The sequence below is a fragment of the Nocardioidaceae bacterium genome (assembly GCA_018672315.1).
Classification (GTDB): domain Bacteria; phylum Actinomycetota; class Actinomycetes; order Propionibacteriales; family Nocardioidaceae; genus TYQ2.
In genome coordinates this window covers 3,346,750-3,362,742 of the sequence record CP076053.1, presented here as the reverse complement: position 1 = coordinate 3,362,742, position 15,993 = coordinate 3,346,750, and the positions used below count along the sequence as shown (strand labels likewise).

Annotated in this window: 13 protein-coding genes; 2 read left to right on the top strand and 11 right to left on the bottom strand. The window is 71.1% G+C overall.

The genetic code is table 11. The features are described 5' to 3' along the window. Positions 1 to 6 precede the first annotated feature (6 nt). From KLP28_16130 to metH, 7 genes are all read right to left on the bottom strand, one after another. Complete coding sequence (locus KLP28_16130) at positions 7 to 210, bottom strand: ubiquitin-like protein Pup (protein QWC85033.1); 204 nt, start codon at positions 208 to 210, stop codon at positions 7 to 9. A 59-nt stretch (positions 211 to 269) separates the two neighbouring features. Further along, positions 270 to 1,775: a proteasome accessory factor PafA2 gene (locus KLP28_16125; protein ID QWC87046.1), complete on the bottom strand. Its 1,506-nt coding sequence runs from the start codon at positions 1,773 to 1,775 to the stop codon at positions 270 to 272. 280 nt (positions 1,776 to 2,055) lie between these two features. Then, positions 2,056 to 3,816 carry a proteasome ATPase gene (gene arc, locus KLP28_16120; GenBank protein ID QWC87045.1) on the bottom strand — a complete coding sequence of 587 codons (1,761 nt, stop codon included), beginning with the start codon at positions 3,814 to 3,816 and terminating at the stop codon, positions 2,056 to 2,058. Between the two features lie 93 nt (positions 3,817 to 3,909). Beyond that, complete coding sequence (locus KLP28_16115) at positions 3,910 to 4,851, bottom strand: tRNA (adenine-N1)-methyltransferase (protein QWC85032.1); 942 nt, start codon at positions 4,849 to 4,851, stop codon at positions 3,910 to 3,912. Between the two features lie 38 nt (positions 4,852 to 4,889). Beyond that, positions 4,890 to 6,020 (bottom strand): M50 family metallopeptidase, encoded by a 1,131-nt coding sequence (locus tag KLP28_16110; GenBank protein QWC85031.1) that lies wholly within the window; start codon positions 6,018 to 6,020, stop codon positions 4,890 to 4,892. Beyond that, a complete protein-coding gene (locus tag KLP28_16105) occupies positions 6,017 to 6,637 on the bottom strand; it encodes an HAD family phosphatase (protein QWC87044.1) in 621 nt (206 codons plus the stop codon). Before KLP28_16105 ends, KLP28_16110 begins: the two co-directional genes overlap by 4 nt. A gap of 38 nt (positions 6,638 to 6,675) precedes the next feature. Continuing rightward, positions 6,676 to 10,410, bottom strand: a complete 3,735-nt coding sequence (gene metH, locus KLP28_16100) for a methionine synthase (GenBank protein QWC87043.1) — start codon at positions 10,408 to 10,410, stop codon at positions 6,676 to 6,678. A 144-nt stretch (positions 10,411 to 10,554) separates the two neighbouring features. Here metH and KLP28_16095 point away from each other — a divergent pair, with 144 nt between their 5' ends. Then, entirely contained in the window at positions 10,555 to 11,406 is an 852-nt protein-coding gene (locus KLP28_16095) for a PAC2 family protein (GenBank protein QWC85030.1), read from the top strand. 28 nt (positions 11,407 to 11,434) lie between these two features. Here KLP28_16095 and mshC read toward each other — a convergent pair whose 3' ends face one another. The 4 genes from mshC to KLP28_16075 are packed head-to-tail and all read right to left on the bottom strand — an operon-like array spanning position 11,435 to position 14,925. Then, positions 11,435 to 12,682 (bottom strand): cysteine--1-D-myo-inosityl 2-amino-2-deoxy-alpha-D-glucopyranoside ligase, encoded by a 1,248-nt coding sequence (gene mshC, locus KLP28_16090; GenBank protein QWC85029.1) that lies wholly within the window; start codon positions 12,680 to 12,682, stop codon positions 11,435 to 11,437. A gap of 50 nt (positions 12,683 to 12,732) precedes the next feature. Further along, positions 12,733 to 13,515, bottom strand: coding sequence for an SCO1664 family protein (locus KLP28_16085; protein ID QWC87042.1), 783 nt, complete (start codon positions 13,513 to 13,515; stop codon positions 12,733 to 12,735). A 33-nt stretch (positions 13,516 to 13,548) separates the two neighbouring features. Continuing rightward, on the bottom strand, positions 13,549 to 14,154 hold the full coding sequence (locus KLP28_16080) for a DUF3090 family protein (GenBank protein QWC85028.1): 606 nt from the start codon (positions 14,152 to 14,154) through the stop codon (positions 13,549 to 13,551). Continuing rightward, positions 14,155 to 14,925: an MSMEG_4193 family putative phosphomutase gene (locus KLP28_16075; GenBank protein ID QWC85027.1), complete on the bottom strand. Its 771-nt coding sequence runs from the start codon at positions 14,923 to 14,925 to the stop codon at positions 14,155 to 14,157. It lies immediately after the preceding gene. Between the two features lie 78 nt (positions 14,926 to 15,003). Between KLP28_16075 and KLP28_16070 the strand changes: the two genes are divergently transcribed. Continuing rightward, entirely contained in the window at positions 15,004 to 15,981 is a 978-nt protein-coding gene (locus KLP28_16070; GenBank protein ID QWC85026.1) for a magnesium and cobalt transport protein CorA, read from the top strand. The last annotated feature ends 12 nt before the right edge of the window (positions 15,982 to 15,993 follow it).

Sequence of the window (15,993 nt, the reverse complement as noted above, 5' to 3'; positions counted from 1 at the left end):
GGGAGGTCACTGGCCACCCTTCTGCACGAAGGACTTCACGAAGTCCTCTGCGTTGGTCTCCAGCACGTCGTCGATCTCGCCGAGGATCGCGTCGATGTCCTCGTCGAGCTGCTCCTTGCGCTCGGCCACGGACTCCTCGGCCGAGGTGGTGTCGACCTCGGTGTCCTCGGACTCGGTGGACTTGCGCGACTGCTTGCGCTCCTGCGCCATCTGCTGCTCCTCTGCGGTGCGGGGCCCGGCTGCCCAGACCCAACCTAGTCAGGAGGCGGTCAGCGACGCGTCAGCCCCCGGAACAGGTCGGTGGCCGTGTCGCTGGCGTCGATGAGGTCGCCCACGGTCTCGGCGGTGCCACGCAGCGGGTCGGTGGTCGGGATCCGCTGCAGGGTCTCGCGCCCGGGCAGGTCGAGCACGACCGAGTCCCAGGACGCGGCCGCGACCTGCTCGCCGTACTTCTCCATCACCCGGCCCCGGAAGTACGCCCGGGTGTCGCGCGGCGGCGCGTGCACCGCTGCCGCGACCTCCTCCTCGCCGAGCAGCCGCTGCATGCGACCGAGGCGTACGAGGCGGTGGTAGAGGCCCTTCTCGGGTCGCAGGTCGGCGTACTGCAGGTCGATGAGGTGCAGCTTCGGGTCGTCCCAGTCCAGGCCGTCGCGCGAGCGGTAGGAGTTCAGCAGCTTCAGCTTCGCGACCCAGTCCAGCTCCTCGGCCAGCAGCATCGGATCGGTCTCGAGGCGGTCCAGCACGGACTCCCACCGCGCGAGCACGTCCTCGGTCTGCTCGTCGGCACCGTCGGGCTGTGTGGCCGCGACGTGCTTCCGGGCCATCTCGAGGTACTCGCGCTGGATCTGCAACGCGGTGAGCCTGCGCCCGTCACGGAGCTCGACGGTCAGGTTCAACGACGGGTCGTGGGAGATCGCCCTCAGCGCGGCCACCGGGTCGGCGAGCCGCAGGTCCCGGTCGATCGCACCCGCCTCGATCATGTCGAGGACCAGGGCCGTGGTGCCGACCTTGAGGTAGGTCGAGATCTCGGACAGGTTCGCGTCACCGACGATGACGTGCAGGCGCCGCCACGTCTCGGGGTCGGCGTGCGGCTCGTCGCGCGTGTTGATGATGGGGCGCTTGAGCGTGGTCTCGAGGCCGACCTCGACCTCGAAGAAGTCCGCACGCTGGGACAGCTGGAAGGCGTGCACGCGTCCGTCCTGCATCAGCCCCACCCGTCCGGCACCGGTGACGACCTGGCGCGACACGAAGAACGGGGTCAGGTGGCGCACGATCGCGGCGAACGACGTGGACCGCTTCATCAGGTAGTTCTCGTGGGCGCCGTAGGAGGCACCCTTGTTGTCGGTGTTGTTCTTGTACAACGTGATCGGGTCCGAGCCCGGCACCTGCGCGGCCAGCCGCGCCGCCTCGACGATGACCGTCTCCCCCGCCTTGTCCCACAGCACGACGTCGCGGGGGTTGGTGCACTCCGGCGTGGAGTACTCCGGGTGCGCGTGGTCGACGTAGAGCCGCGCCCCGTTGGTCAGCACGATGTTGGCCAGGCCGAGGTCCTCGTCGGTGAGCTGGCTCGGGTCGGCCTCCTCGCGACCGACCTCGAAGCCGCGCGCGTCCCGCAGCGGCGACTCCTCCTCGTAGTCCCACCGCGAGCGTCGGGCCCGCGGGGTGACGCCGGCGTACGCGTTGACGAGCTGGGTGCTGGCGAGCATCGGGTTGGCCCGTGGCTGGCCCTGCACCGAGATGCCGAACTCGATCTCGGTGCCCATCACGCGTCGCACGGTCATGTCCCGGAGCGTACGAGAACCGCCCACCCCGGGGGTGGACGGCTCTCGAGGGTCGAGGGTCGAGTGCTCAGACCCGACGCCAGATGAAGAGTGCGAGCGCGATGATGGCCAGGACGATCAGGATCGTGTAGAGCACGATTACCTCCGTGTCGGGGATGGCGACGGTCTGTCGTGATCGCTACCTACCCCTGCGAGAGACACTTACGCTCCCGGCCAGACCGGTCTGGGTCCGGCTGCCGCACGAAACCGCAGGTCAGACCCCTGAGGGTGGGCCTCAGAGGTACTGCCCCGTGTTGCTGGCGGTGTCGATCGAACGGCCCGGCTCCGATCCCTGCTTGCCCGAGATCAGCGTGCGGATGAAGACGATGCGCTCACCCTTCTTGCCGGAGATGCGCGCCCAGTCATCAGGGTTGGTCGTGTTCGGGAGGTCCTCGTTCTCCTTGAACTCGTCCACGCACGCCTGCAGCAGGTGACCGACGCGCAGACCCTTCTGAGCGGGGTCCATGTCGGACTCCAGGAAGTCCTTGATCGCCATCTTCTTCGCGCGGTCGACGATGTTCTGGATCATCGCGCCGGAGTTGAAGTCCTTGAAGTACAGGACCTCCTTGTCGCCGTTGGCGTAGGTGACCTCGAGGAAGCGGTTCTCCTCGGTCTCGTTGTACATCCGCTCGACCGTCGCCCGGATCATGCCGTCGACGGTCGCCGCCCGGTCGCCGCCGAACTCGGCGAGGTCGTCGGGGTGCAGCGGCAGGTCGGCCACCAGGTACTTGCTGAAGATGTCGCGGGCCGACTCGGCGTCCGGACGCTCGATCTTGATCTTCACGTCCAGGCGACCCGGACGCAGGATCGCGGGGTCGATCATGTCCTCGCGGTTGGAGGCGCCGATCACCAGCACGTTCTCCAGCAGCTCCACGCCGTCGATCTCGCTGAGCAGCTGGGGGACGATCGTGTTCTCCACGTCGGAGGAGACCCCCGAGCCGCGCGTGCGGAACAGCGAGTCCATCTCGTCGAAGAACACGATGACCGGCGTGCCCATCGACGCCTTCTCGCGCGCCCGCTGGAACACCAGACGGATGTGGCGCTCGGTCTCGCCGACGTACTTGTTCAGGAGCTCGGGGCCCTTGATGTTGAGGAAGTAGCTCTTGCCCTCCTGCCCGGTCCTGGCCGCGACCTTCTTGGCGAGGCTGTTGGCGACGGCCTTCGCGATGAGGGTCTTGCCGCAGCCGGGAGGCCCGTAGAGCAGGACGCCCTTCGGCGGGCTGAGCTGGTGCTCGGTGAACAGGTCGGGGTGCAGGTACGGCAGCTCGACCGCGTCGCGGATCTGCTCGATCTGCCCGCCGAGACCGCCGATGGCCTCGTACGCGATGTCGGGGACCTCTTCGAGGACGAGCTCCTCGACCTCGGACTTCGGCACCTTCTCGTAGACGTAGCCGGCCTTGGTGTCGAGAAGCAGGCTGTCGCCGGCCCGGAGCGTCATCTGCTGCAGCGGCTCGGCCAGCTGCACGACACGCTCCTCGTCGGCGTTGGCGACGACGAGCGCACGCTCTCCGTCGCTCATCAGCTCCTTGAGCATGACGACCTCGCCCACGCGCTCGAACTGCAACGCCTCCACGACATTGAGCGCCTCGTTGAGCATGACCTCCTGGCCGCGGCGGAGATCGTCGAGCTCGACGCTCGGGCTGACGTTGACCCGCAGCTTGCGCCCGCCGGTGAACACGTCGATCGTGTCGTCGTCGTTGCGCTGCAGGAAGGTGCCGAAGCCGGCGGGCGGCTGGGCGAGCCGGTCGACCTCCTCCTTCAGCGTCGTGATCTGGTCACGGGCCTCGCGCAGCGTGGTCGCCAGGCGCTCGTTCTGCGAGGAGACCGCCGCCAGGTTGCGCTGGGTCTCGCCGAGCCGCTGCTCGAGCGAGCGCGACTCCGCCGGGGCGGTGCGTACGCGGTGCCGCAGGCTCTCGACCTCCTCGCGGAGGTAGCGCAGCTGCAGCTCGAGCTCCTCGCGCGTGCGCTCTCCGGGCCGGTCGTTCGCGTCGTACATCGAGCTCTCCCTCATCCGAGGACGTCTTTGCTCGACCCTACCCAGGTGCCCGGCAGTTCGGCGGGACCCGCGCTCCTCGCCGCGGAGCGCCGCTCAGTCCTCGGCGGGCTCCTCCGGCACCCCGGGCGGCCGGGGGCCGGCGTAGTCGGGCCCGTACGCCCCGGGTGCCGGTCGCCGCTTCTTGCGCGGGGCCTTCTCGCCTGGCGCCATCCGGCGCGCGGTGACGAGGAAGGCCGTGTGGCCGTTCATCTTGTGGTCCGGACGCACCGCCAGGCCCTCGACGTGCCAGTCGCGCACCAGCGACTCCCAGGAGTGCGGCTCGGTGAACTCCCCGTGCACCCGCACCGTCTCCACGAACTTGCTCAGCTGGGTGGTCGTGGCGACGTACGCGCAGAGGATGCCGCCGCCCCGCAGCGCGTCGGCGGCGACGTCGACGCACTCCCACGGGGCGAGCATGTCGAGGATGACGCGGTCGACGCTGTGGGCGTCGTGCGTACGCGGCAGGTCCTCGACCAGGTCGCCGACCGTGAGCCGCCAGGACTCCGGGCGCCCGCCGAAGAACTGGGTGACGTTCTTCTCGGCCACCGCGGCGAACTCCTCGCGGCGCTCGAAGCTGGAGACCGTGCCGCGTTCGCCGGCCGCACGCAGCAGCGAGCACGTCAGGGCTCCGGATCCCGCCCCGGCCTCGACCACGGTGCAGCCGGGGAAGATGTCGACGGCGGCGACGATCTGCGCGGAGTCCTTCGGGTAGATCACCGCGGCGCCGCGCGGCATCGACACCACGAACTCACTCAGCAACGGGCGGAAGACCAGGTAGTCGCCGCCGTGCGTGGAGCTGAGGGTGAAGCCCTCCTCGCGGCCGATCAGGTCGTCGTGGCTGATGGCGCCCTTGTTGGTGAAGAAGCCCTTGCCGGCCTCGAGCCGCAGGTTGTGCTTGCGGCCCTTCGCGTCGACGAGGCGCACCCACTCCCCCTCGACGAGGGGTCCGGAGCGGACACCGGCGAGCGGTGCGGGACGGTCAGGCTGGTCGGTCACCGGGCGAGCGTACGAGGCGCGGTCGCCTCGTCAGACCCTCAGGGGGCCGACCGGCGGAGCACCCGCTCGACGTCGGCGGTGACCAGCACGCCGTGCAGCGCGCCGTCGGCGAGGACGACGTACTCGGTGGCGGGTGTGGCCTGGAGCGCCCCGAGGAGGTCCATCCCGGCGAGGTCGGCGCCGAGCACGAGGCCGTCCTCGAGGGTGCGCGCGACGTCCCCCGCGGTGAGGGCGTGGCGTACGGCGGGCTCGGTCGCCGCCACGGCCTCCTCGCTCACGACGCCGTGGATCCCGCCGCCACGGGTGGTGACCATGCCGCCGACCGAGGACTGTCGCGCCCGGGCGAGCGCCTCGGCGAGCGAGAGGTCGGCCGGGACGCTCTCACAGGGCCGTGCGAGGTCCCCGGCGCGCAGGGCCGGCATCCGCGCCCGCCACCGCGCCACGGACACCGCCGCGCTGGCGCCCTGCCACAGGAAGGCTGCGATGACCACGCCGACCACGAGGTCGAGCACCGTCAGCGTGCCCTGGACCAGCAGGAGGAGCGGCAGCGCGAGAGCGAGCACGGCGACGACCCGACCCGTGAGGCCCGCGACCAGCAGACCGCGGTCGTTGTCGCCCGTGACCTTCCAGACCACGGCGCGCAGCAGGCGCCCACCGTCCAGGGGCAGGCCCGGCAGCAGGTTGAACACCCCGACGAAGAGATTCACCCCGGCGAGGCCGCGCATCACCAGCAGCGCGAGACCGTCGGGGCGGACGACGAGCTCCGTGGCCAGCACCGCGAGCCCGACCAGGATCGAGGTGATCGGTCCGACCACGGCGACCACGAACTCCCGGCCCGGCGTACGCGACTCCTCACCGACCTGGGTGACACCACCGAGGAAGTGCAGCGTGATGCCGTGCACCGGCATCCCCAACCGTCTGGCGACCACGGCGTGGGACAGCTCGTGGAGCAGGATCGACGCTGCCAGGAGCACGGCGAGGAGGAGGCCGACGGCGTACGCCCCGACCACGGAGACCCCGGGCGAGAAGCGCGTGGCGACCGGAGCCAGCGCCACGGCGATGACCGCGGCCAGGACCAGCCAGGAGGCGCTGACGTGGACGGGCACCCCGCCGATGCGGGCGATCCGCAGGCCCGTGACCGACGATCCGGGGTCGCGGGAGGTGCTCATGCGCGCACGGCAGCCAACGACGCCACGTCCAGGCCCGCGAGGGAGTCACGGAACCTCCGCCGCTCCCCCGTGGGCACCTCGACGTGGCAGGGCACGACGAGCACGGTGCAGCCCGCGGCCTCGGCCGAGGCGGCGCCCGTGGGTGAGTCCTCGATCGCCAGCGCGTCCTCGGGGGCCACACCGAGGCGGGCACAGGCCAGGGCGTACGCCTCCGGGTCCGGCTTGCCCCTCTGCACCTGGTCGCCGGTCACCACGGTGGCGAAGGTGCCCTCGGGCAGCGCCCCGACGACCGGTCGGGCCAGGCGCTCCCACGACATCGTGACCAGAGCGCACGGAGTGCCCGACACAGCGAGTCCGGACAGCAGCTCCCGGGCCCCCGGCCGCCAGGGCACCTCGGTCTCGACCTGGGCGACGACCGCGTCGAGGAGTCGCTCGACGATCTCGCGCGGCTGCAGCGGGACCCCGCCGCGGTCGCGGAGCGTCTGCCCCGTGACGAGCAGGTCGTTGCCGACGCAGCTCATCGCGTCCTCGTGGGTCCAGGTGCCGCCGTGCTCGTGCACCAGCGCGTACTCGGCGTTCATCCAGTACGGCTCGGTGTCGACGAGGGTGCCGTCCATGTCCCAGAGCACCGCTGCCGGCCAGGGACCGGGGTCGGTCACGTCGCGGACTCCGGCAGGTAGCCGAGGTTGGGGCTGAGCCAGCGCTCGGCCTCCTCCACGCTCCAGCCCTTGCGCTCGGCGTAGTCGACGACCTGGTCCTTGCCGATGCGACCGACCACGAAGTACTGGCTGGCGGGGTGGGAGAAGTACCAGCCCGAGACCGCCGCGCCCGGCTGCATGGCCATCGACTCGGTCAGGGTGATGCCGGTGCCCGCCTCCACGTCGAGGAGGTCCCACAGCGTCAGCTTCTCGGTGTGGTCGGGGCAGGCGGGGTACCCGGGCGCGGGACGGATGCCGTCGTACCGCTCCTTGAGCAGCGACTCGTTCGTCAGCTCCTCGCCGGGGGCGTAGCCCCAGTGCTCGGTGCGGACGCGCTCGTGCAGCCACTCCGCGGCGGCCTCCGCGAGCCGGTCGGCGAGCGACTCCAGCAGGATCGCGGAGTAGTCGTCGACGTCGTCCTTGTACGCCGCCACGCGCTCGGCAGCACCGTGGCCCGCGGTGACCGCGAAGCCACCGATCCAGTCCTCGAGCCCGGAGCCCTGCGGTGCGACGTAGTCACTGAGGCTGCGGTGCGGGACACCGTCGCGGTGGCTGCTCTGCTGACGCAGGTGGTGCAGCGTCGTGCGCACCTGCGTGCGCTCGGCGTCGGCGTACACGCACACGTCGTCACCGACGGCGTTGGCCGGCCAGAAGCCCCACGTCACGCGCACGTCGAGCCAGTCCTCGGCGACGATGCGGGCGAGCATCTCGCGGGCGTCCTCGTAGAGCCGGGTGGCCGCTTCCCGTGTGGAGGGGTTGTTGAGTATGTCGGGGAAGCGTCCCTTCATCTCCCAGGCGTTGAAGAACGGCTGCCAGTCGATGTAGTCGACGAGCTCACCCGCCGGCACCGAGGCGGCGCGGATGCGGCCCCCCGCGTACTCGGGGTGCGCCTCGTCGACCAGGTCCGCCGGCCGCGGCGGGGTGTAGCCGTCCCAGTCGATCGGCGTGGCGTTGGCACGCACGGTCTCCAGCGGCTCGCTGGGGCGTTCGGTCTTGGTCGCGTGGCGCTCGCGGAGGTCCGCGAAGTCCGTACGCACCTCGGCCAGCAGCGTCTCGCGGCGCTCCGGGCTGAGCAGCTGGGCCGCGACGGGCACCGAGCGGGAGGCGTCCTTGACCCAGACGACCGGACCCTCGTACGCCGGGGCGACCTTGACCGCGGTGTGTGCCCGCGAGGTCGTGGCTCCGCCGACGAGCAGCGGGATCTCGAACTGCTGGCGCTGCATCTCCGTGGCCATCGCGACCATCTCGTCCAGGCTCGGGGTGATGAGCCCCGAGAGCCCGATGATGTCGGCGGAGTGCTCCCGCGCGGCGTCGAGGATCTTCTGCGCGGGCACCATGACGCCGAGATCGATGACCTCGTAGTTGTTGCACTGCAGCACGACGCCGACGATGTTCTTGCCGATGTCGTGCACGTCGCCCTTGACCGTCGCCATGACGATCGTTCCGTTGGTGTCCTTGGCCTTCGCCAGGGCGGGGTCGTTCTTCTTCTCCTCCTCGATGAAGGGGATCAGGTAGGCGACCGCCTTCTTCATCACCCGGGCGCTCTTGACGACCTGCGGCAGGAACATCTTGCCGGCGCCGAACAGGTCGCCGACGACGTTCATCCCGTCCATGAGCGGTCCCTCGATGACCTCGATGGGGCGTCCGCCCCGCTCGGAGATCTCGGTGCGCAGCTCCTCGGTGTCGCTCTCGACGTGGGTGTCGATGCCCTTGACGAGCGCGTGTGTGATGCGCTCGGACACCGGCAGCTCACGCCACTCGTCGACGGCCTTGTCCGCGGGGCCCGCGCCGGAGTCGCGGTGGGCCTCGGCGAGCTCGAGCAGGCGCTCGGTGGCCTGCTGCGGGTCGTCGGTGCGGTTGAGCACGACGTCCTCGATGGCCTCGCGCAGCTCGGTGTCGACCTCGTCGTAGACGATCAGCGCACCGGCGTTCACGATGCCCATGTCGAGCCCTGCCTCGATGGCGTGCAACAGGAACACCGCGTGGATCGCCTCGCGCACGGCGTTGTTGCCGCGGAAGGAGAACGAGACGTTCGAGATGCCGCCGGAGACCTTCGCGCCCGGCAGGTTCTGCTTGATCCAGCGCGTGCCCTCGATGAAGTCGACGCCGTACGCCGCGTGCTCCTCGATGCCGGTCGCGACGGCGAAGACGTTGGGGTCGAAGATGATGTCGGTGGGGTCCCAGCCCTCCTCCTCCACCAGGATCCGGTACGCCCGCCCGCAGATCTCCCGGCGGCGCTCGAGGGTGTCGGCCTGGCCGTCCTCGTCGAAGGCCATCACCACGGCGGCGGCACCGTACTTGCGGCACAGGCGCGCGTGGGCCCGGAACGGCTCCTCGCCCTCCTTGAGGCTGATGGAGTTGACGATGCACTTGCCCTGGGTGACCTTGAGCCCGGCCTCGATGACCTCGAACTTCGAGGAGTCCACCATCACCGGCACCCGGCTGATGTCGGGCTCGGCGGCGATGAGCTTGAGGAAGCGGTCCATCGCCGCGACGCCGTCGATCATGCCCTCGTCCATGTTGACGTCGATGACCTGCGCGCCGTTCTCGACCTGCTGCGCGGCGACAGCGAGCGCGGTGTCGTAGTCGGCCTCGCGGATCAGCTTCTTGAAGCGCGCCGAGCCCGTGATGTTGGTGCGCTCACCGACGTTGACGAAGAGGCTGTCGTCGTCGATGGTGACCGGCTCGAGACCCGAGACGCGGGTCGCGGGCGACACCTCGGGGACCGTACGGGGCGCGAGGCCCGCCACCGCGCCGGCGATGGCGCCGATGTGTGCCGGCGTGGTGCCGCAGCAGCCGCCGACGAGATTGACCAAGCCGGACTCGGCGAACTCCTTGACGATGGCCGCGGTCTCCTCGGCGGCCTCGTCGTACTCGCCGAACGCGTTCGGCAGACCGGCGTTGGGATAGGCCGAGACGAAGGTGTCGGCGACGCGGCTCATCTCCGCGACGTACGGGCGCATCTCCTTCGCTCCGAGCGCGCAGTTCAGACCGACGAGCAGCGGGCGGGCGTGGCGTACGGAGTTCCAGAAGGCCTCGGTGACCTGGCCCGAGAGCGTACGTCCCGAGGCGTCGGTGATCGTGCCGGAGATGATGACCGGCCAGCGGCGCCCCGTCTGCTCGAAGAGCGTCTCGACCGCGAAGATCGCGGCCTTGGCGTTGAGGGTGTCGAAGATGGTCTCGATGATCAGCAGGTCCGCGCCGCCGTCGACCAGGCCCTGCGCGGCCTCGAGGTAGGCGTGCACCAGCTCGTCCCAGGTGATGTTGCGGGCGCCGGGGTCGTTGACGTCGGGGCTGATCGAGGCCGTGCGGCTCGTCGGGCCGAGCGCGCCCGCGACGAAGCGGGGCCGGTCGGGGTCGGCGGCGGTGACCTCGTCGGCGGCCGCGCGGGCCAGCCGGGCGGAGGTGTGGTTGAGCTCGTAGACGAGGTCGACCATGTCGTAGTCGATCATCGAGATCGCGTTCGCGTTGAACGTGTTGGTCTCGATGATGTCGGCGCCGGCCTCGAGGTACTCCCGGTGGATGTCGGTGATGATCTGCGGCTGGGTGAGGCTCAGGAGGTCGTTGTTGCCCTCGACGTCGCTGGGGTGGTCGGCGAACCGGGCGCCGCGGTAGCCGGCCTCGTCGGGCCGGTCGCGCTGGATCGCGGTGCCCATGGCGCCGTCGATGACGAGGACGCGCTCGCGCAGCATGGCGGAGAGGGTGTCGGTGGCGTCCGGACGGTGCTCGACGGGGAACTCGGGGGCGGCCGCCTCGGCTGAGGACTTGAGAGTGGTCACGACGCACCAGCGTACGGCGTGCTCGGCATCGGCGGATCGCGCGACTAGGCTGCGGACGTGATCGAGATCGAGGACGTGGGTGCGCTGGTCGATCCGGTGCTCATCGCCGCGTTCGAGGGCTGGAACGACGCCGCGGAGTCCGCCACCGGTGTCATCGACCACCTCATCGACGTCTGGGGCGCCCGGGTCGTCGCGGCGATCGATCCCGAGGACTACTACGACTTCCAGGTCAACCGCCCGGTCGTGGGCACCGAGATCGACGGCGAGCGTCGCCTCACGTGGCCCTCGACGCAGGTGGCGGTCGTCCGCCCACCGGGGTCCTGGCGCGACGTGGTGCTGGTGCGCGGCATCGAGCCCAACATGCGCTGGCGAGGCTTCTGCGCCGAGATCCTCGAGACCGCCGAGCGGCTCGGTGTCGAGCTCGTCGTGACCCTGGGCGCCCTGCTCAGCGACACCCCGCACTCGCGCCCGATCCCGGTCTCCGGCACGGCGTCGGACCCCGACCTCGCCGAGCGCCTGAAGCTCGAGCAGTCCAACTACGAGGGCCCCACCGGCATCGTGGGGGTGCTGCAGGACGCGTGCGTACGCCTCGACATCCCGGCGCTGTCGTTCTGGGCGGCGATCCCCCACTACGTCTCGGCGCCGCCGTGCCCGAAGGCGGTGCTCGCGCTGATCGGCTCGCTCGAGGACGTGCTCGAGGTCAGCGTCCCGCTGGGCGAGCTGCCCGAGGACTCACGCGCCTGGGAGCGCGGCGTCGACGAGCTCGCCGAGGAGGACGAGGAGATCGGCGACTACGTGCGCGCCCTGGAGGAGAACCGCGACACCGCAGAGCTCCCCGAGGCGTCCGGCGACGCGATCGCCCGCGAGTTCGAGCGCTACCTGCGCCGCCGCGACCTCGACGGTTTCTGACCGCTCCTCCACGGCCCCGACCGGGAGGTCAGAGGGCGACGCCGAGGCAGGCGTCGACAAGCGTGCGTACGTCTCCCCCGGCCGCCGAGGTCGTCTCGCCGCTCGCTGCGTCGCCGGCGAGTGCCTGCGCGGTCCACGCGTCGACCGCGGCCACCGCCCGGGGGGCGTCGAGGTCCTCGGCCATCGCGGCGAGCACCTCGCGCACGGTCGCGCGCGCGTCCGGGGCGGAGTCCAGCTGCACCGCCCGTCGCCAGCGCGCGAGCCGCTCCTCGGCCGCGAGCAGCAGCTGCTCGGTCCACTCCCAGTCGCTGCGGTAGTGCTGCGCGAGGAGCACGAGGCGTACGGCCATCGGGTCCCGCCCCGCTCTGACCAGCTTCGAGACGAAGACGAGGTTGCCCAGCGACTTGCTCATCTTCTCGCCGTCGAGGGCGACCATGCCGGCGTGCGCGTACGCCTTGGCGAACGGCTCCCCGTGGGCCACCTGCACGTGGCCGGCGCTCATCTCGTGGTGCGGGAAGACGAGGTCGGACCCGCCGGCCTGCACGTCGAACGTGCCGCCGAGGTGGTCGTACGCGATCGCGGAGCACTCGATGTGCCAGCCGGGGCGGCCGGGCCCCCAGGGCGAGTCCCAGGAAGGCTCGCCCTCGCGGTGGGCGCGCCACACGAGCGCGTCGAGGGGATCGCGCTTGCCCGCCCGGTCGGGGTCGCCGCCCCGCTCGGGGAAGACCTCGAGCATGCGCTCCCGGGCCCACCCCGAGACCGCACCGAAGGCCGTGTCGGCGGTGACGGAGGCGTACACGTCGCCGTCGACCGTGTACGTCGCCCCTGCCTGCTCCAGGCCCTCGATCAGCGCGACGATCTGCGGCACGGCCTCGGTGACCGAGGTGTAGTGGTCGGGCGCGATGACCCGCAGGGCCTCCATGTCGCCGCGGAAGAGATCGGTCTGGGACTCCCCCAGCTCGCGCCAGTCGACACCGTCCCGGGTCGCCCGCTCGAACAACGGGTCGTCGACGTCGGTGACGTTCTGGGCGTAGAGGACCTCGTGGCCGGCCGCACGCCACGCGCGCACCAGCAGGTCGAAGGCGACGTAGGTCGCGGCGTGCCCCAGGTGGGTCGAGTCGTACGGCGTGATGCCGCAGACGTAGAGCCGTGCCCGCTCCCCCGGGTCCGTGGCGATGACCTCACCGCGGGCGGTGTCGAAGAGGCGTACGGGTCCCGCGTCGGCGGCGTCCCACGGCGTCTGGTCGGGGAAGGTCGGGGACGTCCAGGCACGCATGCGGCGAGCCTATCGAGGCAGCTCGGCCGCCCGGCGCTCAGACCGGTCGCTCAGATCGGCGGCCAGGGGATGACCGGCCAGGCATCTCCGGGCTCGGGGAGCACGCGCGTGCGCAGCAGCCGCTGGCACCGACCGCGCAGGGCCTGCAGCTCGAGGTCGACCAGCAGGGCCGACAGCGCTTCGGTCAGGGGCGCCGCGGGGTCGAGCAGCTGCTCGAGCAGGCCCGCGACGTCGTCGACCTCGGCCTCGGTCAGCGGCTCGTCCGCCCACCCCCACAGCACGGTGCGCAGCTTCGGCTGGTGGTGGAAGGTCAGACCGTGGTCGATGCCGAGGGTGCGCCCCTCGGCCGTACGCAGCACGTGGCTCCCCTTGCGGTCGGCGTTGTTCGCGATGACGTCGAAGAGCGCGATGCGGCGCAGGGCGTCGGAGTCGTCGTGGACCAGGGTCACCTCGTTCTCGGCGCCGTCGAAGCCGTCGAAGACCGCGTGCCACCCCGGCGGCACGGCACCGGCCGGTACGACGTCGACCGGGTGTCCCTCGAGCACCACGTCCTGCCACTCCTGCACCATGCCGGTGCCCGCGGGACCGTCGCGCAGGACCGTGGGAGGGACCACGTGCCAGCCCAGCGCGTCCGAGACGAGGAACGAGGCGAGCTCGCGTCCCGCGAGCTGCCCGTGCGGGAAGTCCCACAGCGGGGCCTCGCCCGAGACGGGCTTGTAGATGCAGCGGACGGGCTCGCCCGCCCCGGTCTCGACCTCACCGAGGAACGCCACGTTGGACGCGGGCCGGATGCGACCCAGCACCGCGAGCTCTCCCCGCAGGAGTCTCTCGATCCGCGCAGCGGCGCCAGCGGTGTCGGCTGTCACTCAGCGACCGCCGGAGCGTCGGAACCCGTTCGCGCGGACGCACAGGTGACCGTTCGGGTCCATCGGCTCGCTGCAGAACGGGCACTGCGCACGGCCCGCGGAGACGACCTTCTCCGCGCGGGAGGCGAAGGCACGGGCCTGCCCGGCGCTCAACCGCACCAGCAACAGCTCGCCCGGCTCCCCCTCCTCGACCTCGACCTCGGCCTCGGTGCCGTCCTCGGACTCCTCGAGCACCGTCACCTGCGTCTCGGCCACCGAGAAGATCTCGAGCACGACGCGGGCGTCGGCCGGCTCCCACGACAGCGTCATCGTGCCGACGCGGAACTCCTCGTCGATGGGCTGCTCCAGCGGTGCGTCGTCGAGCAGCTCGTGCGGGGTCACGGCCGGCACGACGGCCTCGGTGTCGTCCCCCGACGAGCTGATGACCTCGTCGAGGAGCTCGTCGACGCGCTGGCCGAGGATCTCGACCTGCTGCTTCTCCAGGGCCACCGAGGTGATGCGGGTACCCGCGCGGGCCTGCAGGAAGAACGTGCGCGCGCCCGGTTCGCCGACGGTGCCGGCCACGAACCGCTCCGGAGGGTCGTAGGTGTGGGTCACGGGCGCCATTCAGCTCTCCTCGCTCGTGGGGCTCGCGGGGGTCTCATCGGTGCGTACGCCGGTCTCGCCGCCGACGACCGCGTCGCTGCTCGCGGCCGCCGTCTCACCCTCGGTGGGTGGGGCGTACAGGGAGGTCAGGTCGCCCGCGACGGTGTTGCTGGACACGACGAAGGCGCGGGTGGCCGTGTAGCGGATCACCGACAGCGAGGCGGTGTCGACCATGATCCGCTGGAAGCTGTCGAGGTGCAGCCCGAGCGCGTCGGCGAGGATCGCCTTGATGACGTCGCCGTGGCTGACCGCGAGCCACACCGCGTGGTCGCCGTGCTCCTCCTTGACGCGGGAGTCGTGGCGGCGGACCGCCTCGACGGCACGGTGCGCCATGTCCGCCATGGCCTCGCCACCGGGGAAGACCGCGGCCGAGGGATGCGCCTGAACGACCTTCCAGGTGTCCTCGCCGGTGAGCTCGGTGATCTTGCGGCCCGACCAGTCGCCGTAGTCGCACTCCACGAGTCCCGGCTCCCCCGTGAGGACGGGCGTCGGGGGCGCGTCGTGCTCGCCCGCGTACGCCTGGCGGCCGAGGATCTCCGCCGCGGTCTCTCGGCAGCGCTCGAGCGGGGAGCTGACCGCGGCAGCCAACGGCACCCCGGCCAGGCGGGAACCCGCCGCACGCGCCTGCTCGACGCCCGTGTCGTCGAGGTGGACCCCCGGGGTGCGGCCCGCGAGCACGCCGCCGGTGTTGGCGGTGCTGCGGCCGTGACGGGCCAGGACGAGAGTGGGCACGCGTCGAGACTAGCCAGACGGCCTGTCCGTGCGTCGCGCGCCGCTCCCCCGCCCCCGCGGACACCTAGAGTGACGCCCGTGCTCCAGGACAACGCGCTCTACCGCGACGGCGCCCGGGTCGACGTCGGCTGCGATGCCGACGATCTCGCGGGGGTCCGTGACCGTGCGCGCGAGGGCGACTTCACCTGGGTCGGCCTGTGGGAGCCGACCACCGAGGAGCTGGCCGAGGTGGAGCGGGTCTACGACCTGCCGTCCTTCGCGGTCGAGGACGCCCTGAAGGCTCACCAGCGGCCCAAGCTCGAGGCGTACGAGGGTCTGCAGTTCATGGTGCTGAAGACGCTGTGGTACTTCGACGAGCGCGACGCCGTGGAGACCGGTGAGATCGCCCTGTTCATCGGCGCGGACTTCGTGGTGACCGTGCGCCACGGCGAGGGCAACCCGCTGCACGACGCCCGGCGGCGCATCGACCAGCGGCTGCGCACCGACGCCCGGGGGCCCTCGGCCGTGGTCTACGTGGTGGCCGACTCGGTCGTGGACGGCTACGAGGCCGTGGCCACCGAGCTCACCGTCGACGTCGACGAGGTCGAGGCGGCCGTGTTCTCCGAGGAGCGTACGAACGACTCCCGGCGCATCTACACGCTCAAGCGCGAGATCCTGGAGTGCCGACGTGCGGTGATGCCGCTGCGCGAGCCGATCGGCCGCCTCGCGGGCGGGCGGGTCCAGGGCATCGACCCTGCGTCCTCGCAGGGCTTTCGGGACGTCGCGGACCACGTCGACCGGGTCGCGGAGATCATCGACTCGCTCGACGACCTGCTCTCCACGGCGTTCAACGCCCACCTGGCGATGATCGGCGTGCAGCAGAACGACGACATGCGCCGACTGTCGGCGGCCGTGGCGCTGGTGGCCGGACCGACGCTGATCGGGGCGGTGTACGGCATGAACTTCACGAACATGCCCGAGCTCGACTGGACCTACGGCTACCCGTACGCGCTGGGTCTGATGGCGGTGACCTCGCTGGTGCTCCTCTTCTTCTTCAAGCGCTCCGGCTGGTTCTGACACGTACGCGTG